We start from the raw sequence: 18,950 nt of genomic DNA on the forward strand, positions 1-18,950 counted from the left end.
TCATGAAAGCATTGTCTAAACTGAAGGCTGAAGAAGGTATCTGGATGACCGATGTGCCACCACCAGAGTTGGGGCACAACGATATCATGATCAAAATTCGCAAAACCGCTATCTGCGGTACCGATGTGCATATTTATAATTGGGATGAATGGTCGCAAAAAACGATCCCCGTCCCAATGGTGGTCGGCCACGAATATGTTGGTGAAGTTGTCGCCATTGGTCAGGAAGTGAAAGGCTTTAGTATTGGTGATCGGGTGTCTGGCGAGGGGCATATTACCTGTGGTCATTGCCGTAACTGCCGCGGTGGTCGCACTCATCTGTGCCGTAATACTGTGGGGGTTGGGGTTAACCGCCCTGGTTCTTTCGCAGAGTATTTGGTCATTCCTGCCTTCAATGCGTTCAAAATTCCAGACAATATTTCTGATGAGTTAGCCGCTATTTTTGATCCCTTCGGCAATGCGGTGCATACCGCGTTATCCTTTGATTTAGTGGGTGAAGATGTCCTGGTTTCCGGTGCTGGCCCGATTGGTATCATGGCTGCTGCCGTGTGTAAGCATGTAGGCGCTCGCCATGTTGTAATCACTGATGTGAATGAATATCGCCTGGATCTGGCGCGTAAAATGGGTGTAACCCGTGCCGTTAACGTTAGTAAAGAGAATCTGACGGATGTAATGGCTGAACTGGGCATGACTGAAGGGTTTGATGTGGGTCTGGAAATGTCAGGTGCGCCACCGGCGTTCCGTTCATTACTTAACTCCATGAATCATGGTGGGCGTATTGCAATGCTGGGGATACCTCCCTCTGATATGTCAATCGACTGGAATCAGGTGATCTTCAAAGGGCTGTTTATCAAAGGGATATATGGCCGTGAAATGTTTGAAACCTGGTACAAAATGGCAGCACTCATTCAATCTGGTCTGGATTTAACCCCGATCATCACTCATCGCTTCTCTATTGATGAGTTCCAGCAAGGGTTTGATGCGATGCGTTCGGGTAAGTCGGGTAAGGTGGTTTTAAGCTGGGACTAAAATATTCCCTTCGGCCTTGAAGTTGCAGGGGTGTTGGCTGCGCGCACTAACCCGAATCACTTACTTATGTAAGCTCATCGGGATGAGTTTGCTGGCCGCCTACCTGCACCTCCAATGACTTTGGGAATTCCCTTCGGCCTTGACGTTGCAGGATTGAGAGCGGGGCAGTCAGATGATGATTGCCCCGTTTTATTAAGGTTTATCCGCTTTAGGCTTATCGCCGTCTTGGCTATTTGTTTTTGGTTTATCCACCGGAATAACTGGCGCTACTGGCGGGAAGTATTGCTGCCAATGCCGCTGAACAAAAATCACCGCAGGGCTTTGCATCAAGCTCTCACCTATGATGCTAAACATCCTGTCTGCGTAGATTTTCTCTGCTACATAGCTCTCTTTCGCTTTGCATTGCTTGATAGCTTTCAGGCGCTCGCCTTGGGTTGAACCAGGTAGTTTTGTTTTACCCGATAACATACCGCCACTGTTGTTTTGCGTATTGTTTTGTATTGGCTCATTGAGCAGTGCACTCGGCCGGACTAATACGATATCAGCAGGTAACTGAGGCAACATTTGTTGCAGTACTTTAATGGTGGCCGGATGGGGGTGCCCAATAGCAATAGCTGAACCATTACGGCGGGCCAATTCTACCGCACGGTTAAACTGTTGGCGGATCGCCGCTTCATTTTGTGAGTCATCCAAAAAGACTTTGCGCTTAATGACTTTAACATGAGTCCCCTCTGCGGCCCGGCCCGCCTGGCTATTACCGATGGTCACGCTATCGAGGAAATAGAGCTGATAGTGGTCCAGCTCCTGCATCACTTTCTGCATGCCGGAGAAACTGGAGGTCATCGCGCTGCCCATATGGTTATTCATGCCCTTGGCATAGGGGACATTATTCACCGCCTGGCGCATGATGCGCTGGATCTCTTCGCTGCTCATCGAGGGCTGTAATGTATCGCGCTCCAGCGGTTGTTTGCTTAGGGGAGCCATCGGCAAATGAATCAGAATTTCACGCCCTTGATTATGGGCTTTGATAGCCATCTCTCTGGCATAAGGCGCATTCGGCAGGATAGCCACTGAAATAGGCAATGGCATCTGTAAAATCTTGTTTTCGTTCTGGGGGCGATAACCAAAGTCATCAATCACAATAGAAAGTTTGCCCGCCTGTGCGGCGTTAGCGATGAGTAGGGCGCTTACAATGATAAATCGGCGTGTGTTGAAATAGTGCAATACAAGTTCCCTAACGTTGTTCGCTATCGTCCTAACCAAGGTTGTGGGTTAACTGCTTGTCCTTGACGGCGGATTTCGAAATAGAGTGATGGTTCACCCTGGCCGCCACTGGTACCCACAAGGGCGATCGGTTGGCCAGCTTTCACCTGAGCACCCACATTGACCAGTGCACTCTGGTTGTAGCCATACAAACTCATATCCCCTTTACCATGTTCGATAACCACGACCAAACCATAGCCTTGCAGCCAGTCAGCCAGTAAGACACGGCCATCGGCGATCGCTTTCACTTCACTGCCTTCTGGTGCGGAGATAACCATGCCTTTCCAGCGTAGTTCACCTTGTAAGGCTTCACCGAAACGGTGAGTGACATTACCACGGACCGGCCAGACAGCTTGCCCATCTGGGCGGCCAAGGCCACCAGTGCGCGCCATTAATGAGCGCTCACTTTCACTTGGCTTATAGCTGGAACCGGTTTTCTTGGCTTGTTGTTCTTTAACTTTTATCTGTTCGCGTACCCGAGCGGCTTCTTTGGCCTCTCGTTCGGCGCGAGCTTTCGCTTCTCGTTCTGCTTTGGCAATTTGATCACGTAAGCGGGTTTCGTTCAGTTTTAACTCAGCCAGGCCTTGCTGATCTTTTTCCAGTGAGGCTTCCAGCGAAGTCAGGGTTTTCTTGCGGGCGGTACGCGCTTGTTCCAGTTTTTGCTGCTGAGTTTTCTGCTCATTCAATACGGTTTTTTGCTGGTTTTGCTTTTGCTCCAGCGTTTGTTTCTCGGCAGAGAGATGGGTACGAGTCTGTTTCAGCTCTTCAATGGATTGCTGCCGTGCTTCATTGAGGTAACTGAAATAAGCCAGAATACGCTCACTGCGCTGGCTCTCTTCGCCACTCAAAATAAGCTGTAAACCACTGTGCTGGCCTTGTTTAAAGGCGGCATCAAGTTGTTTAGACAGAATATTTTGTTGCTGGGATTGTTTGCTCTCGAGTTTCTCAATTGAGGAGGTGAGACGGGAAATTTCTTGGTCCAACTCAGTCAGGGTACCTTGGGTGTCACGCAGGCTGCGGCTGGCCTGAGCAATGGTATTTTCCTGTTGCTTCAACTGATCCAGCAATGAACTGCGTTGCTGCTTTTGTTGCTGAACACTTTTTTCTTTTTCGGCAATATCCTGCTGAATGGTCTTCAACTGGTCTTTGCTCTGTGCGGTTTTTGCTGTAGCGGGGGCATCTGCTGCCGTGCCGGATAATGGCAATAGCAATACGCCAGCGCAAAAAACGCTGGCGTACAGTGCTGACCACGGGCGACGCACCAACTGACCTGACAGCCGAGAAACTGTATCTCGGCTGGTGGTGATGGCCTCTTCCGTAACCATTAATTTTGCAAATGACGCTTTTTCCTTCATAACGAAGGATTATTCCACGATGAACAGCGGCTTACCAGTCATCTCTTGCGGGATTTCCATTTCCATCAGTGACAGCATGGTTGGCGCGATATCTGAAAGTTTGCCGCCTTCAACCGCTTTAACCCCTTTATTGCCGACATAAATCAATGGTACAGGCAGGCTGGTATGGGCTGTATGGGCCTGACCGGTTGCCGGGTCGCGCATCTGCTCAGCGTTGCCGTGGTCGGCGGTGATAAGCAATTGTCCATCGGCGGCTTTTACGGCAGCAACCACTTGTTCAATACAATTATCCAGTGTTTCTACTGCTTTCACGGCAGCATCGTAATCACCGGTATGACCAACCATATCGCCGTTCGGATAGTTACAAATTATCACATCATATTTGCCACTGCCGATAGCGCCGACCAATTTCTCAGTCAGTTCTGCTGAACTCATTTCCGGTTGCAGGTCATAAGTGGCCACTTTCGGTGAGTTGATCAGGATGCGGTCTTCGCCTTTAAATGGTTCTTCAACGCCGCCGTTATAGAAGAAAGTGACGTGAGCATACTTTTCAGTTTCGGAAATGCGTAACTGTGTTTTGTCATGCTTCATCAGCCACTCACCGAAGGTATTCTGTAGTGATGCTGGTGGGTAAGCGCAGGCCACTTTAATATCCGCTGCATATTCAGTCAGCATGACGAAATCGCCGAAGTTAACCACTTTATCCCGTTTGAAACCGTCAAAATCGGCGTTAACAAAGGTACGGGTGATTTGACGTGCGCGGTCAGCACGGAAGTTCATGAAGATCAGCGCGTCGCCATCGTTCATAGCTGCATCGGCTTCACCCGCTGCTTGAATCAGGGTTGGTCTGACAAATTCATCGTTTTCATCACGGGCATAGGCTGCTTGCAGACCTGCGACGGCGTTATCAACGGTAAACTCGCCTTTTGCCTGAGTCAGCAAATCGTAGGCCAGTTGTACGCGATCCCAGCGGTTATCGCGGTCCATCGCATAGTAACGACCAATAATAGAAGCGATGCGGCCTTTGCCCAGTGCGGCAAATTTATCAGTGAATCGTTTCAGTGAAGACTCAGCACTACGCGGCGGGGTGTCACGTCCATCGAGGAATGCGTGTAGATAAATCGCTGTCGCACCGCGTTTGGCGGCCAGTTCAACCATGGCTAGAATGTGGTCTTCGTGGCTGTGCACGCCACCGGCAGATAACAGACCCATAATGTGGACCGCTTTGCCTGCTTTAACCGCTTTATCAATCGCTGCTGTTAAGGTTGAGTTAGTGAAGAAGTCGCCGTCTTTGATCTCTTTGTCGAGGCGGGTCAAGTCCTGATAGACAATGCGACCGGCACCCAGGTTGACGTGGCCTACTTCAGAGTTACCCATTTGCCCGTCAGGCAGGCCAACATCCAGACCGGATGCGGCAATTAAAGTATGAGGCTGTTGCTGCCATAAACGGTCCATAACCGGCGTTTTAGCATTCAGAATGGCATTATCCTGCTGTTCTTCGCGGTGACCGTAGCCATCAAGAATAGTCAGTACCAGTGGTTTTTTAGTGCTCGACATTGCATAACCTCTTTCTTATAAGTCCAAGTGTCAAATAGCGGTGAACATCAAACGATGTGCGCGGCTATGTACACTCGGCTATTTATATTAACGTATTTACACCGCCAGAACGAAGGCGGTAATTTACTACAAAACCGGTTAAAAATAGCCCAAAGAGATCAACATTGGCGTGGGGTTTTGCGTAATTGTCATCATTTAGACGACAAAACTTTCCGAAATGGCTCGCAGTTTCTGCAATAGCACTTGCATATTGGCTGTATTTGCCGCAACGCGCAGGTATACTCTGTGACCTTGAATATTATCCCCTAACTAACGGGAGTTTTTACCCCCATGTTGCAAGAAATTATGCAATTCATTAGCCAGCATCCGGTTTTGAGTCTGGCCTGGGTGGCGTTGTTCGTCGCCGTAATTTTCACCAGCTTTAAGACCTCTCTCTCTAAAGTGAAAGAGATCACCCGTGGTGAAGCGACGCGTCTGATTAACAAAGAAGATGCGGTTGTGGTTGATATCCGCACACGTGATGATTATCGCAAAGGCCATATCGCCAGTTCTATTAATTTGCTGCCAAGCGACATTAAAAACGGTAATTTGGCTGAATTGGAAAAACACAAAGCACAACCTATCATTGTGGTTTGTGCTACTGGTACAACCTCTCGTGCTTCGGCTGAACTGCTGAACAAAGCGGGCTTTGAACGCGTATTTACCTTGAAAGAAGGTATCTCCGGCTGGAGTGGCGAGAATCTACCACTGGCGCGCGGCAAGTAATCATATTGCCTGCGTTTTAGTGATATGAGTATTGAGCTGTACCCGTATTTGTTATAAAAATTCGCTATATCAATAAATTATAATGTTAACTGAGGTGTATCCATGGCGAAAATTGAGATTTATACCAAAGCAACCTGCCCGTTCTGCCATCGTGCCAAAGCACTGCTGAACAACAAAGGTGCTGCTTTCCATGAAATCGCAATTGATAGTGATCCGGCCAAACGCGAAGAGATGATTGCTCGCAGCGGGCGGACGACCGTGCCTCAGGTATTTATTGATGGGCAGCATATCGGTGGCTGTGATGATTTACACGCCCTGGATGCGCGCGGTGGGCTTGATCCGCTGCTTTAACTCGTCAGTGGGTCCCATCAATTTGATGGACAGAGCCCACGGCGGCAGTGCTATTTAATACAGACGTCTAACTTAGGGTATTTATACACATGTCCGAACAAAACAACACAGAGATGGCTTTCCAGATCCAGCGTATCTACACCAAAGATATCTCTTTCGAAGCACCAAATGCCCCGCAGGTTTTCCAGCAGGATTGGCAACCAGAAGTTAAACTTGATCTTGATACTGCTTCTAGTCAACTGGCTGAAGATGTGTATGAAGTGGTACTGCGAGTGACGGTAACCGCCTCTTTGGGTGAAGAAACTGCATTCCTGTGCGAAGTTCAACAGGGTGGCATCTTCTCCATCGCGGGTATCGATGGTACCCAGTTGGCGCATTGCTTAGGTGCATACTGCCCGAACATTTTGTTCCCGTATGCTCGCGAATGCATCACCAGCCTGGTTTCTCGCGGTACTTTCCCACAGCTTAATTTGGCACCGGTTAACTTTGATGCCCTGTTCATGAACTATCTGCAACAGCAGGCTGACGGCGAAGGTGCTGAACAACGTCAGGATGCCTGATGAACACCATCAATGCTTCAATGACTGTAATCGGTGCCGGATCTTACGGCACCGCATTAGCCATTACGCTGGCGCGTAATGGCCATCAAGTCGTGTTATGGGGCCATGACCCTAAGCATATTCAGGTTTTACAACGTGATCGTTGTAACCAAGCTTTCCTACCCGATGTTCCTTTCCCTGATACCTTATTACTGGAAACCGATCTGGCCCGTGCGCTGGCAGCCAGCCGCGATGTGTTAGTCGTGGTACCTAGCCATGTCTTTGGCGCGGTATTGCATCAGTTGAAACCGCATTTACGCAAGGATGCACGTATCGTCTGGGCCACCAAAGGGCTTGAGGCCGAAACTGGCCGCTTGCTGGCGGATGTGGCGCGCGAAGTGCTGGGTGAAACTATCCCGCTGGCGGTGGTGTCTGGCCCAACCTTTGCTAAAGAGTTGGCCGCAGGGTTACCGACGGCAATTGCGCTGGCATCGACCGATGTGCAATTTAGCGAAGACCTGCAACAGTTATTGCACTGTGGCAAAAGCTTCCGGGTTTACAGTAATGCTGATTTTATCGGGGTGCAGCTTGGCGGTGCGGTGAAAAACGTGATTGCGATTGGTGCCGGGATGTCCGATGGCATTGGCTTTGGCGCGAACGCCCGTACTGCACTGATAACCCGTGGTTTGGCCGAAATGACGCGGCTGGGTTCTGCATTAGGTGCCGACCCTTCCACCTTTATGGGCATGGCAGGCTTGGGCGATTTGGTGCTAACCTGCACAGATAATCAATCTCGTAACCGCCGGTTTGGTATTATGCTGGGCCAAGGGTTAGGCGTACAAGAAGCGCAGGATAAGATTGGTCAGGTGGTTGAAGGTTACCGCAATACCAAAGAAGTTTTGGCATTAGCACAGCGCCATGGTGTTGAAATGCCGATAACTGAACAGATCTATCAAGTGCTCTATTGTCACAAAAATGCCCGTGAAGCGGCATTGACCTTATTGGGTCGGACCAAAAAAGATGAGAAAAGCGGCATTTGATCGGTTAAGCGGGTTTGGCGGAATAAAATAATAACTACATACCTAACATCATTGGTGTTGCCGCTAACATTGCTGTGGCTCCAATGAATAAGGGTATCGTTGCCTTGGTCGTTCCCTCGGGCAATTTTTTATGGGCAGGAGTAGGTAATGTCGTCAGAAGAGTTAGAACTGGTCTGGAGTAGCATTAAATCAGAAGCAAGAGCACTGGCTGAGTGTGAACCCATGCTGGCGAGCTTTTTTCACGCGACATTATTGAAGCATGAGAATTTAGGCAGTGCCCTGAGTTATATTCTCGCGAATAAACTGGCTAATCCGATCATGCCTGCTATTGCCATCCGTGAAGTGGTTGAAGATGCCTATCGTGCAGATGCTCAGATGATAGTCTCGGCAGCGCGGGATATTCTGGCGGTGCGGCTGCGTGACCCGGCTGTTGATAAATACTCTACGCCACTGCTGTATCTCAAAGGTTTTCACGCCTTACAGGCTTATCGTATCGGTCATTGGTTGTGGGCGCAGGATCGTAAAGCGCTCGCCATTTACCTTCAAAATCAAGTCTCTGTTGCTTTTGGTGTCGATATCCACCCTGCGGCGACCATTGGCTGCGGCATCATGTTGGACCACGCTACCGGTATTGTTATTGGCGAAACGGCAGTGGTTGAGAATGATGTATCGATCCTGCAATCGGTTACCCTGGGGGGGACCGGTAAAACCAGCGGCGATCGTCATCCGAAGATCCGTGAAGGTGTGATGATTGGGGCTGGGGCAAAAATTTTGGGGAATATCGAGGTTGGACGCGGTGCGAAAATTGGCGCCGGGTCAGTTGTGTTGCAGGCGGTTCCCGCTCATACCACTGCCGCAGGGGTACCTGCTCGCATCGTTGGTAAACCCGAAAGCGATAAGCCATCATTGGACATGGACCAGCATTTCAATGGGATTACCCATGGGTTTGAGTACGGCGACGGCATCTGATCATCTCCGTCGTACTTGAAGCTGTAGCGGTGTTAACTGCTCTTACTCACCCGAATCACTGACTTATGTCAGCTCATCGGGATGAGTTCGTTTGCTGCCTGGCTACAATTCCAATTACTTTGGATATACACCTTTCTATTGGGTTGCTAGCTGATCACCGACACATTTTGGCTAAAACAACGGCTCTTTCAGTAACGCACCCGGATAACCTAATTGCCGCCAGGCTTCATACACCACCACTGACACCGCGTTTGACAGATTCATACTACGGCTATCAGCTTGCATCGGAATCCTGATTTTCTGTTGAGCAGGTAACGCATCCAAAACACTGGCGGGCAAGCCACGGGTTTCAGGGCCAAACAACAGGTAATCATCAGCTTGATAGCTTACCGCACTGTGGGCTGGCGTCCCTTTGGTGGTTAGTGCAAATAATCGGGCAGGCTGCGCACTGTCGAGATTTTCACAATCTAAAAAGGCCTGATAATCATGGTGATGCTTAATACTGGCAAACTCATGATAATCAAGGCCTGCTCGGCGTAAGCGTTTGTCATCCCAGGTGAAACCTAAAGGTTTAATCAGATGGAGCTGGCAGCCGGTATTCGCACATAACCGGATGATATTACCGGTATTGGGCGGAATTTCGGGTTCAAATAAAACGATATTAAGCATATGTCCCCCAATAATGAGGGGCGCAGGATATCAGAAACCTCCCCTCTATGCAGCGGTTGCTAATGTCAGTAGCGCGTACAATAATTTAAAAGCAAGCAGCGGAGAGTGTAAGCAGTGGCTGTTTTATATGCTGATTAACACAGTCACTATCAACGGGGTATTTATCATGATCCGTGCGAAAGATACATTCTGGGATGCGATCGTTAATCGGGACAAAACAGCCGATGGTCAGTTCGTTTATGCGGTGAAAACGACTGGCGTTTATTGTCGCCCCTCTTGCCCGTCCCGTCAGGCTAAAGCAGAGAATATTGAATTTTTTGCCGATAATCATGCGGCTGAACAGGCCGGTTATCGGCCCTGTAAACGATGCCAGCCCACTGAATTACCCCTGTCACAGCAGCATGCAGCCAAAATCAGTCGGGCATGCCGCTTAATTGAGCAGGCCGAGACGCCACTTAAGCTTGATGAGTTGGCGGCGCAGGTGAATCTTAGTGCTTTTCATTTCCATCGTTTATTTAAAGCCATTACCGGGTTGACCCCTAAGGCATATGCCAGTGCAACGCGCAGTGCGCGTATTCGTACACAATTAGCGGGGCAAGGTTCGGTAACTGACGCTATCTTTGACGCCGGTTATAACTCTAATGGCCGATTTTATGAGCAATCGAATCAGTTGTTGGGGATGACTCCGACCCGCTATCGCAGTGGCGGGCGTGATACTACGTTGCATTTTGCCGTCGGAGAAAGCTCTCTCGGTGCGATTCTGATGGCGAAAAGTAAGCTGGGTATTTGTGCCATCTTGCTGGGCGACTCCCCAGCGCTGCTGGTGCAGCAGTTACAGGATAAGTTTCCACAGGCAGAGTTAATTGGCGGCGATACTGAGTTTGAGCAATGGTTCGCGCAGGTGGTGGGGTTGGTTGAGGCTCCTAAACTCGGACTAGATTTGCCGCTGGATATTCAGGGTACCGCTTTTCAGCAGCGGGTGTGGCAGGCACTGCGGGAAATTCCAGTAGGTGAGACGGCCAGTTATGCTGATATCGCCGCCAGAATAGGTTCGCCCAAAGCGGTGCGTGCGGTAGCCGGTGCCTGTGCTGCCAATATGCTGGCGGTTGCTATTCCTTGTCACCGGGTTATTCGCCAGGATGGCGCGTTGTCAGGCTATCGTTGGGGTGTTGAGCGCAAAAAGCAGTTACTGGAAAAAGAGGCGCAGGGAGAAGAGGTCAGCAAACCGTGATAGCGGAGATCTGCCCGATCCCAGATGATCGGGCAGAGGTACGATAGATTAAGACTTAAGTGGATGCAACGGCAACCACAGTATCAAGCGCAAGCCACCTAATGGGCTGTCCTCAGCCCGCACCCATCCACGATGCTGATTGACGGCTGTTTCGACAATCGCCAATCCCAAACCCGTCCCGCCCGATTCCCGATCCCGCGCTTCATCAGTGCGGTAGAATGGCCGGAATATTTGTTCACGGTCTTCCGGGCTAACACCGGGGCCATCATCATCGACAGTGATAGTAATACCCTGATTATCAGAGCTGAATGCCACCGCAATGTGATGATGAGAGTAACGCAGTGCATTACGCACGATATTCTCTAGCGCGCTATCAAGTGCTGCTGGATTGCCAAATAAGGTCCATGGCCCAGGAGGTGCGGTGATTTCCAGCGTTTTGCCCATTTGGTCTGCTTCAAACTGGGCATTTTCCAGCACGTCAGACCATAAATCATTCGCTTTGATAGGTTCGCGATGTAGCTCGTTTTTATGTTGGCTACGGGATAACACCAGTAAATCATTGATCATGCTATCCAGTCGCTGTGCTTCCATTTCGATACGTTCCAGCTCTTTCCCCTCACCATGGCGGCGTCGCATCAACGCAGTCGCCAGTTGCAGGCGGGTAAGTGGCGTGCGCAACTCATGGGAGATATCAGAAATCAGCCGTTGTTGGGCCACAACCATTCTATCGAGTGCACTGATCATCTGATTAAAACTGGCACCGGTGGCCAAAAATTCTTGTGGCCCGGACTCCAGCTCAGGGTGCTGTTTCAGATTGCCCCGCGCCACATCATCGGCGGCATTCTTCAACTTACGTGCTGGTTTTGCCAGACTCCAAGCCAGCCATAGCAACAGTGGCGCACTGATAAGCATGGTGACAATCAATAGCAGCAGCGGGCGGTCAAACATCAAATTGATGAAATCAGATTGCGGGCTACTGGCCGGGCGTATTAGATAGAGCTGATAGTTATCTTCACCATCGCGGATAGAGAAGGGGCCGACCATCTCGACACGGCCATATTTCTTCTTTTTCGGCTGATCTGAGTTATCAGACTGGCCGATAAAATTACGGACAATTTGCATTTCGTGACGTTGAGCGCCAATGACACGGCCCTCAGTGGTGACTAACACGAGATGTTGGCCCGGTGGTGCCCATTTTTCGATGGCGCGATAAAGCCTGCGCCACCACATCAGGTCATTGGCGGGGTCGCTGGCCAGTTCAGCTTCGATATGTTGCTCCAGCATCGTTCCCTGGCGCTGTTCGCTGTCGAGCAAGGCAGTCATTTGACGCGAATCGAGCTTCGGCACCATCAATACCAGCATTAATACCAGTGCTAAAGTGAACCAAAAAATAGCAAAAATTCGCGTCGTTAAACTGTTAATCATGTTTCCGATACCATCAGATATCCGCGACCACGCAGAGTTTTAAACCAAGGTAACCCGTCTTTGCGATCCGGCAACTTACGGCGGAGGTTTGAAATATGCATATCAATAGCACGATCAAACGGTGTTAATCGTTTCCCCAGCACTTCCTGGCTGAGATGCTCCCGCGATACAACCTGACCGAGATGCTGAGCCAGCAGGTAGAGTAAGGTAAATTCAGTACCGGTCAATTCCAGCGATTGGCCTTCAAACGTGGCCTCTTGGCGGCCTGGGTTCAATTGCAGGCAATCAACGTCCAGTGTTGGTGCACCTTGATCGACATTTTGCTGTTGTTCGCTCCAGTTCGAGCGGCGCAAAATGGCCCGGATGCGCGCCACTAGCTCACGGTCATTAAACGGTTTTGCCAGATAATCATCAGCACCCAGCTCAAGGCCAAGCACCCGATCCAATTCACTGCCACGGGCAGTTAGCATAATGACAGGGGTTTGGTGATGTTGACGCAACTCTTTCAACGTTTCGATACCATTCTTACGTGGCATCATAATATCAAGCAATAACAAGTCTATAGAGTTATCCAGTAGGTTTAACGCCTGCTCGCCATCATAGGCAACAACAACATTAAAACCTTCCATTTCCAGTAATTCTTTCAACAGCGACGTCAATTCACGATCATCATCAACTAATAGGATTTTATGCATGATTATTTCTCCTCTTGACGCAAAATACGTTAACAATTGCCGGTATTCCATGACTTTACTTAGCTTTACATGCACTGACCCCAGTTTTACATGCGCTGACGCTTGTTTGCAGCAGAAACGATAGACTGCTTCACATTGAATTGCATAGCAGCAAATCGCTTAGCAGATAGAACCCAGGAGTTAATGATGCGCAAAGTAACTAAAGTAACAACGTTAATCATGGCGTCAATGTTAGTTCTAGGCTCTCAAGCCGCCTTCGCCGCCGATAAGACCGGGGCCACTGATGATTGGTGCCACGGTGATGGTACGATGATGAACAAGAAAGACGGTCGTGGTCACCATAACATGTTTGACGGCGTCAATCTGACCGAACAGCAGCGTCAGCAAATGCGTGACCTGATGCGCCAGTCTCGCCAAGGGCAGCCACGCCTTGATATGGCTGACAGAGACGCAATGCACAAGCTGGTTACCGCCGATAAATTCGATGAAGCTGCGGTAAGAGCGCAAGCTGAGAAAATGTCCAAAGACCAAGTTGAGCGCCAGGTCGAAATGGCCAAAGTCCGTAACCAAATGTTTAACTTGCTCACACCAGAGCAAAAAGCTGTCTTGAACCAAAAGCACCAGCAGCGCATTGAGAAAATGCAGCAGGCGCCAGCAGCACAACCCTCTTCTGCCCAGAAGTAAGTAGTACCCTGTAATACCCTGTTTTCCTTGCCATAGACACCATCCCTGTCTTTCGCCCTCCATGATGGAGGGCTTTTTTTGTATGCTACAAAAAATATCTATTAAAAACAGTTTGTTGTAAAACGTACAATGTTCAGTAACGCTTTAAAATTCTGCTAATGTGGACAGTTTGTGGGCGCTCTTATGCTACTAATTCACCCTTTAATGGATTGAGTATAATGGCGTTTTGCAGATAATCTGGTGATAGATGGGTGTAAATCATGGTTTGCTGGATGTTGGCGTGTCCAAGTATCTGCTGTAGCACCTTAGTATTTGATATATCCGCAGTGACCTGCCCCGTTGATTATACGGAGAGGATAAAATGATAATTCAGGCTTAATGATTTGGCTCCCCACGTCAATAGTATTAAAGACGAGAAAGAACCAACTATCAGCTTTACCGATTTGGTATATGGAAAATAAAGGTACCACCCAAAGCGGCTGCATAACGGCTTAAGGTCGCCAAATTAGGTACGCTCTTACCATTTTCCATACGGCTAATATTTTGTTTCTGTGTTCCAATTTTTTGGGCGACATCTTGTTGAGTAAGATGTAATGCTTTACGTGCATCTTTTAGCTGTGTCATCAGTGCCTTGCGGATCTGAATTTCGTTATAAGCTTCCAGAGTTGCCTTATCTTCTAAAAGCAGTGCCTTAGCTTCAGAAAATGGGATGATATCGAGGTCATTATCAGACATTTTTCAGTCTCCGTTTAATATCTTTCATTCGTTGATTAGCTAATTCAAGGGATAGTTTGGGTGTTTTTTGACTTTTCTTATGCAGAACATGAACAACGTAAAATTGCTTTCCGACTGTGAAAAAGAAAAACCCCCTAGCTATCCCCTCCTGAGCACTGACTCTTAATTCCTTTAGTCCGTTGCCTACATCTCGGACTTTCGGTTCTTTCAAATCTGTGCCTAGTTGTTCTAGTTCCTCTATGGCTTCAACCATTTCGGCTTTGAGGCCCGCAGGAAGTTTAGATAACTCTTTTAGTGCCACTTTTATAATGTTTGCTGAAAACATACTACTCATCCATGAGAGCCATAGAAATAATTCTATCACGCAAATCAAAAGTCATCTACTTAGATGACTTTTCCGGTTTGTCGTTCCATCACCCACACATCTCTCCTAACATGCTATCCGTGCCCATTGGTGGCAAACTGGTTGAAACACTGGCGCGAATTTTGAGGGGGAAAATGACCACGGCCAAATATCTCGACATGAGCTGCAACGCCGGGCAGACCATTACCTATGCTGACTATATCGGCCAGTCCATTGCCGACATTTTGATTACACCAGTCGGTTCGCGGGTTATGTGCCCGTCTTATGGCGCTGGTGCTTGAGGTGATTAACATGTTTCATTGCCCTCTCTGTCGAGAATCAGCCCATGCCCGTTCCAGCCGGAGCGGTATCACCAGTGCCAAAATATAAATTGCGGCCATACATTCAAGACCATGGAGACATTCGAAAGCTCAATTATGCGGCCCGGCGAAGTGATTCCGGCGATACCCCACCCAGAGCGGAGCGGCCAACAAAACCTTTGGATGTAGCTGTAACGAGAAAGCCCCAAAATTTGGGGCTTTTTTTCGATGTGGTCAATGTGTGGATATTGAGTGAAATAAATCCTTTTATTTCATATTGATAAGGATGAGGGAATATCACCATCTCTGTCTTTCAGCCTTCATGATGGAGGGCTTTTTTTATTCCACTTCCGTATACTCATAATCCTAAAATATCATTTAGGATAAGTTATGGATCCGCAATATGCGCGGCTGGTTAAAGCTGCCGCGCTCTGTGCTACAGGGCTGGCATCAACCTTACTGATTATTAAAATTTTTGCCTGGTGGCATACCGGGTCGGTAAGTGTGTTGGCGGCATTAGTTGACTCTTTGATGGATCTGGCTGCTTCTCTGACAAATCTTTTTGTGGTGCGTTACTCTCTGCAACCCGCCGATGAAGAACACACCTTTGGTCATGGCAAGGCTGAGTCACTGGCCGCACTGGCGCAAAGTATGTTTATTTCCGGCTCGGCGCTATTCCTATTCCTGACCGGTTTCCAGCATTTGGTGTCGCCAGAGCCATTGCAAGATCCGGGTATAGGGATCTGGGTAACCTTAGTGGCGTTATGCAGTACACTGATATTAGTCACTTTTCAGCGTTGGGTGGTACGAAAAACCCATAGTCAGGCCATTCGCGCTGATATGTTGCACTATCAATCTGACGTCATGATGAATGGTGCTATTCTTATTGCATTGGCATTAAGTTGGTATGGTTTTCACTGGGCTGATGCGTTGTTTGCATTGGGTATCGGTGTTTATATTCTCTATAGTGCGTTACGTATGGGGTATGAAGCGGTTCAAGCCTTGCTGGATCGAGCATTGCCTGATAACGAGCGCCAGCAGATTATTGATATTGTGATGTCATGGCCGGGTGTGATTGGCGCTCATGACCTGCGTACCCGCCAATCGGGGCCGACACGCTTTATTCAACTTCACCTTGAAATGGAAGATATGATGCCCTTGATGGAAGCTCACATCTTAGCTGAGCAAGTTGAGCGAGCATTGTTGCACCGTTTCCCCGGTGCCGATGTGCTTATCCATCAAGATCCCTGCTCCGTGGTGCCAAAAGAGCGCCATGCGCATTGGGAGTTATAATTCCTTCATTAACGACAGGTAAACTGTGGTTACATTATGGTTCTGTGTTGAAGAAAATACCGCCAGATGGCATGACTTGAATCAATTCAGCTTGGTGTTTTTGCTATAATATCCGATATTAATCGTATAAAGCTGAATTTCTGTACGGCGTCTATGTGCAAGAAAAAATCAGCAAATAAAGAATTTTAAAAATCGCATCTACAAGTTTAGAGGTAGTCATGGTCAAAAAAATCGGTGTACTAACAAGCGGCGGTGACGCGCCAGGTATGAACGCAGCCATTCGTGGGGTCGTTCGTGCAGCTTTGTCAGCAGGGTTAGAAGTTTACGGTATTGAAGATGGCTACCTGGGCTTGTATGAAAACCGTATGAGAGAACTGGACCGCTATAGCGTGTCAGATATGATTAACCGTGGTGGCACCTTCCTGGGTTCAGCGCGTTTCCCTGAGTTCCGTGATCCAGAAAAACGTAAAGTCGCCCTGAAGAACATGAAAGACCGTGGTATCGATGGCCTGGTGGTTATCGGTGGTGACGGTTCTTATGCCGGTGCTGACTTGCTGACTAAAGAAGGTGGTATTCACTGTGTTGGTTTACCGGGCACCATCGATAACGATGTGGCAGGTACTGACTATACCATCGGTTTCTTCACTGCATTGGGGACTGTGGTTGAAGCGATTGACCGCCTGCGTGATACCTCTTCTTCGCACCAGCGTATTTCTATCGTTGAAGTGATGGGCCGTTATTGCGGTGACCTGACATTGGCGGCTGCCATTGCTGGTGGTTGTGAGTTTATTGCTATCCCTGAAGTCGAATTCAAACGTGATGATTTAGTTGCTGAAATCAAAGCGGGCATCGCGAAAGGTAAAAAACACGCTATCGTTGCCATCACGGAAAAACTGGATGATATCGACGAACTGGCTAAATATATTGAGAAAGAAACGGGCCGTGAAACCCGTGGTACCGTATTGGGCCACATTCAGCGCGGTGGTGCACCAGTAGCTTATGACCGTATTCTGGCTTCCCGTATGGGTGCTTATGCTGTCGACTTGCTGTTGGAAGACCGCGACTATACGCAAGGTGGCTTCTGCGTTGGCGTACAAAACGAGAAAATGGTGCATGAACTTATCTCTGTTTGTATTGCGCCAGAGAACAAGAAAAGTAAATTTAAAGAAGATTGGTACGACACAGCTAAAAAATTGTTCTAAAACAATCTATTGTCCGATAAGAAAGCCTCCGTTTACCGGGGGCTTTTTGCATTTAACCGCTTGTATATTTCATATTGGTATAATCAAAACTTTTTTATTCTTTAATTGCGCGGGAAGTTTCTGGCACGCTCAGTATCAGGTCAACCAATTTAGTTGATTACAATTTATACCCGTCATACTTCAAGCTGCATGTGTGTTGGCTACACTCAATAACCCTAATCACTTACTTATGTAAGCTCATCGGGGTTAATGAGCCTCATCCTTGAGGCTCACCCTACGGGCTAGCATAAATGCTGTACAAATCGGTTCCCGACCGATTTGTATCTCCCTTGCCGCTTTCCGGCAACTTGAATTATTTAGGGTATAGGTTAATAACTATTTAATTAATAATAATATTTATGGGAGCGGGTCAATGCGTAAATGGGGTGTAGGTCTATCATTACTGCTGCTGGCATCAGGTGCCATGGCAAAAGATATCCAACTGCTGAATGTGTCATATGATCCGACGCGTGAGTTCTATCAGGAATATAACCAGGCATTCAGTAAGCATTGGCAACAAAAAACCGGTGATAAAGTGACGGTGCGTCAATCACATGGCGGTTCCGGTAAGCAGGCGACCTCGGTTATTAATGGCATTGAAGCTGATGTTGTGACATTAGCACTGGCTTATGACGTCGATGCTATTGCTGAGCGTGGTCGTATTGATAAAAACTGGATTAAGCGCCTGCCGGATAACTCCGCACCCTATACCTCAACTATTGTGTTCCTGGTGCGTAAAGGGAACCCGAAACAGATTCATGACTGGTCAGATTTAGTGAAACCAGGAATTTCTGTCATTACACCTAATCCGAAAACCTCCGGTGGCGCGCGTTGGAACTATCTGGCGGCGTGGGGTTATGCGCTAGAGCACAATAATAACAGCCAGGCCAAAGCGCAGGAATTCGTTAAAACGCTGTATAAGAATGTGGAAGTATTGGACTCAGGCGCGCGTGGTGCCACGAATACCTTTGTTGAACGCGGTATTGGCGATGTGCTGATTGCGTGGGAAAACGAAGCTCTGTTGGCGGTGAATGAGGTAGGTAAAGACAAGTTTGATATCATCACGCCAAGCGTATCAATTTTGGCTGAACCGACGGTATCTGTAGTGGATAAAGTGGTCGATAAGCGTGGAACCCGTGAAGTGGCAGATGCTTACTTAACATACCTCTATTCGCCAGAAGGCCAGACGATTGCTGCCAAGAATTACTATCGCCCACGGGATCCGGCAGTGGCGGCTAAATTCGCCAGCGAGTTCCCGAAATTGAAGTTGTTTACTATCGATGAAGTGTTCGGTGGTTGGACAAAGGCACAACAGACACATTTCGCCACTGGCGGCGTCTTTGACGAAATAAGTAAGCGTTAATTTATATACCCTGTGTATTTGAAACTTCAGGGTTGTTAGCGGTGTTGGTTGCTCAGCTTATCCTTGGATCTGGCCGCTGCAAGC

The 18,950-nt window shown here is 48.4% G+C and carries 20 protein-coding genes and 2 pseudogenes; 13 read left to right on the plus strand and 9 right to left on the minus strand.

All coding sequences use genetic code 11. From position 1 onward, the window contains the following. Window positions 1–2 precede the first annotated feature (2 nt). Window positions 3–1,028: an L-threonine 3-dehydrogenase gene (gene tdh, locus A6J67_RS03755; protein WP_005190611.1), complete on the plus strand. Its 1,026-nt coding sequence runs from the start codon at window positions 3–5 to the stop codon at window positions 1,026–1,028. A 192-nt stretch (window positions 1,029–1,220) separates the two neighbouring features. Here tdh and A6J67_RS03760 read toward each other — a convergent pair whose 3' ends face one another. Genes A6J67_RS03760 through gpmM form a run of 3 tightly spaced genes read right to left on the minus strand, consistent with a single transcriptional unit; the run spans window position 1,221 to window position 5,203 of the window. Continuing rightward, window positions 1,221–2,252, minus strand: coding sequence for a divergent polysaccharide deacetylase family protein (locus A6J67_RS03760; RefSeq protein ID WP_050089537.1), 1,032 nt, complete (start codon window positions 2,250–2,252; stop codon window positions 1,221–1,223). A gap of 23 nt (window positions 2,253–2,275) precedes the next feature. Further along, window positions 2,276–3,646, minus strand: a complete 1,371-nt coding sequence (gene envC / locus A6J67_RS03765) for a murein hydrolase activator EnvC (protein WP_005190605.1) — start codon at window positions 3,644–3,646, stop codon at window positions 2,276–2,278. Window positions 3,647–3,655: 9 nt separating this feature from the next. After that, window positions 3,656–5,203, minus strand: coding sequence for a 2,3-bisphosphoglycerate-independent phosphoglycerate mutase (gene gpmM / locus A6J67_RS03770; protein WP_050297723.1), 1,548 nt, complete (start codon window positions 5,201–5,203; stop codon window positions 3,656–3,658). A gap of 330 nt (window positions 5,204–5,533) precedes the next feature. Between gpmM and A6J67_RS03775 the strand changes: the two genes are divergently transcribed. The 5 genes from A6J67_RS03775 to cysE all read left to right on the plus strand — a co-directional run bounded on the left by A6J67_RS03775 (window position 5,534) and on the right by cysE (window position 8,867). Further along, entirely contained in the window at window positions 5,534–5,968 is a 435-nt protein-coding gene (locus tag A6J67_RS03775) for a rhodanese-like domain-containing protein (protein ID WP_005190598.1), read from the plus strand. 102 nt (window positions 5,969–6,070) lie between these two features. After that, window positions 6,071–6,319, plus strand: coding sequence for a glutaredoxin 3 (gene grxC / locus A6J67_RS03780; RefSeq protein ID WP_005190594.1), 249 nt, complete (start codon window positions 6,071–6,073; stop codon window positions 6,317–6,319). 89 nt (window positions 6,320–6,408) lie between these two features. Beyond that, a complete protein-coding gene (gene secB, locus A6J67_RS03785) occupies window positions 6,409–6,879 on the plus strand; it encodes a protein-export chaperone SecB (protein WP_032907531.1) in 471 nt (156 codons plus the stop codon). Then, window positions 6,879–7,898, plus strand: a complete 1,020-nt coding sequence (gpsA, locus tag A6J67_RS03790) for an NAD(P)H-dependent glycerol-3-phosphate dehydrogenase (RefSeq protein WP_005190591.1) — start codon at window positions 6,879–6,881, stop codon at window positions 7,896–7,898. The genes secB and gpsA overlap by 1 nt, the downstream gene beginning before the upstream one ends. A 147-nt stretch (window positions 7,899–8,045) precedes the next feature. Continuing rightward, on the plus strand, window positions 8,046–8,867 hold the full coding sequence (gene cysE / locus A6J67_RS03795) for a serine O-acetyltransferase (RefSeq protein WP_005190588.1): 822 nt from the start codon (window positions 8,046–8,048) through the stop codon (window positions 8,865–8,867). Window positions 8,868–9,038: 171 nt separating this feature from the next. Here cysE and trmL read toward each other — a convergent pair whose 3' ends face one another. Beyond that, the gene (gene trmL, locus A6J67_RS03800; protein WP_005190585.1) at window positions 9,039–9,536 is read right to left on the minus strand and encodes a tRNA (uridine(34)/cytosine(34)/5-carboxymethylaminomethyluridine(34)-2'-O)-methyltransferase TrmL; all 498 of its coding nucleotides are present in this window, start codon (window positions 9,534–9,536) and stop codon (window positions 9,039–9,041) included. A gap of 127 nt (window positions 9,537–9,663) precedes the next feature. Between trmL and ada the strand changes: the two genes are divergently transcribed. Further along, complete coding sequence (gene ada, locus A6J67_RS03805; protein ID WP_050074178.1) at window positions 9,664–10,767, plus strand: bifunctional DNA-binding transcriptional regulator/O6-methylguanine-DNA methyltransferase Ada; 1,104 nt, start codon at window positions 9,664–9,666, stop codon at window positions 10,765–10,767. Between the two features lie 48 nt (window positions 10,768–10,815). On the opposite strand, the gene cpxA is transcribed toward ada, so the two are convergent. Beyond that, entirely contained in the window at window positions 10,816–12,192 is a 1,377-nt protein-coding gene (gene cpxA, locus A6J67_RS03810) for an envelope stress sensor histidine kinase CpxA (RefSeq protein ID WP_032907528.1), read from the minus strand. Beyond that, window positions 12,189–12,887: an envelope stress response regulator transcription factor CpxR gene (gene cpxR / locus A6J67_RS03815; RefSeq protein ID WP_005190576.1), complete on the minus strand. Its 699-nt coding sequence runs from the start codon at window positions 12,885–12,887 to the stop codon at window positions 12,189–12,191. Before cpxR ends, cpxA begins: the two co-directional genes overlap by 4 nt. Before the next feature lie 186 nt (window positions 12,888–13,073). Between cpxR and cpxP the strand changes: the two genes are divergently transcribed. Next, window positions 13,074–13,571: a cell-envelope stress modulator CpxP gene (gene cpxP, locus A6J67_RS03820; RefSeq protein ID WP_032907525.1), complete on the plus strand. Its 498-nt coding sequence runs from the start codon at window positions 13,074–13,076 to the stop codon at window positions 13,569–13,571. Window positions 13,572–13,752: 181 nt separating this feature from the next. Here the strand turns inward: cpxP and A6J67_RS23620 are convergent. The 3 genes and pseudogenes from A6J67_RS23620 to A6J67_RS03835 form a co-directional block, all read right to left on the minus strand. Further along, window positions 13,753–13,884 (minus strand): annotated as a pseudogene (locus A6J67_RS23620) (site-specific integrase); the annotation flags it as partial. Between the two features lie 122 nt (window positions 13,885–14,006). Next, on the minus strand, window positions 14,007–14,306 hold the full coding sequence (locus A6J67_RS03830) for a helix-turn-helix domain-containing protein (protein ID WP_005190565.1): 300 nt from the start codon (window positions 14,304–14,306) through the stop codon (window positions 14,007–14,009). Further along, window positions 14,299–14,631, minus strand: a complete 333-nt coding sequence (locus A6J67_RS03835; RefSeq protein ID WP_042568902.1) for a type II toxin-antitoxin system RelE/ParE family toxin — start codon at window positions 14,629–14,631, stop codon at window positions 14,299–14,301. Before A6J67_RS03835 ends, A6J67_RS03830 begins: the two co-directional genes overlap by 8 nt. Before the next feature lie 173 nt (window positions 14,632–14,804). On the opposite strand from A6J67_RS03835, the gene A6J67_RS03840 reads away from it, so the two are divergent. The 5 genes and pseudogenes from A6J67_RS03840 (at window position 14,805) to A6J67_RS03860 (ending at window position 18,866) form a co-directional block, all read left to right on the plus strand. Next, window positions 14,805–14,951 carry a hypothetical protein gene (locus A6J67_RS03840; protein WP_226967881.1) on the plus strand — a complete coding sequence of 49 codons (147 nt, stop codon included), beginning with the start codon at window positions 14,805–14,807 and terminating at the stop codon, window positions 14,949–14,951. 10 nt (window positions 14,952–14,961) lie between these two features. Then, window positions 14,962–15,158, plus strand: a pseudogene (locus A6J67_RS03845) (ogr/Delta-like zinc finger family protein). A 201-nt stretch (window positions 15,159–15,359) separates the two neighbouring features. Continuing rightward, a complete protein-coding gene (gene fieF / locus A6J67_RS03850) occupies window positions 15,360–16,262 on the plus strand; it encodes a CDF family cation-efflux transporter FieF (protein ID WP_005190559.1) in 903 nt (300 codons plus the stop codon). A 218-nt stretch (window positions 16,263–16,480) separates the two neighbouring features. Continuing rightward, window positions 16,481–17,464: a 6-phosphofructokinase gene (pfkA, locus tag A6J67_RS03855; protein ID WP_005190557.1), complete on the plus strand. Its 984-nt coding sequence runs from the start codon at window positions 16,481–16,483 to the stop codon at window positions 17,462–17,464. A gap of 412 nt (window positions 17,465–17,876) precedes the next feature. Continuing rightward, the gene (locus A6J67_RS03860) at window positions 17,877–18,866 is read left to right on the plus strand and encodes a sulfate ABC transporter substrate-binding protein (protein ID WP_005190555.1); all 990 of its coding nucleotides are present in this window, start codon (window positions 17,877–17,879) and stop codon (window positions 18,864–18,866) included. The last annotated feature ends 84 nt before the right edge of the window (window positions 18,867–18,950 follow it).

This window comes from Yersinia sp. FDAARGOS_228, from assembly GCF_002073315.2.
GTDB lineage: Bacteria > Pseudomonadota > Gammaproteobacteria > Enterobacterales > Enterobacteriaceae > Yersinia > Yersinia intermedia.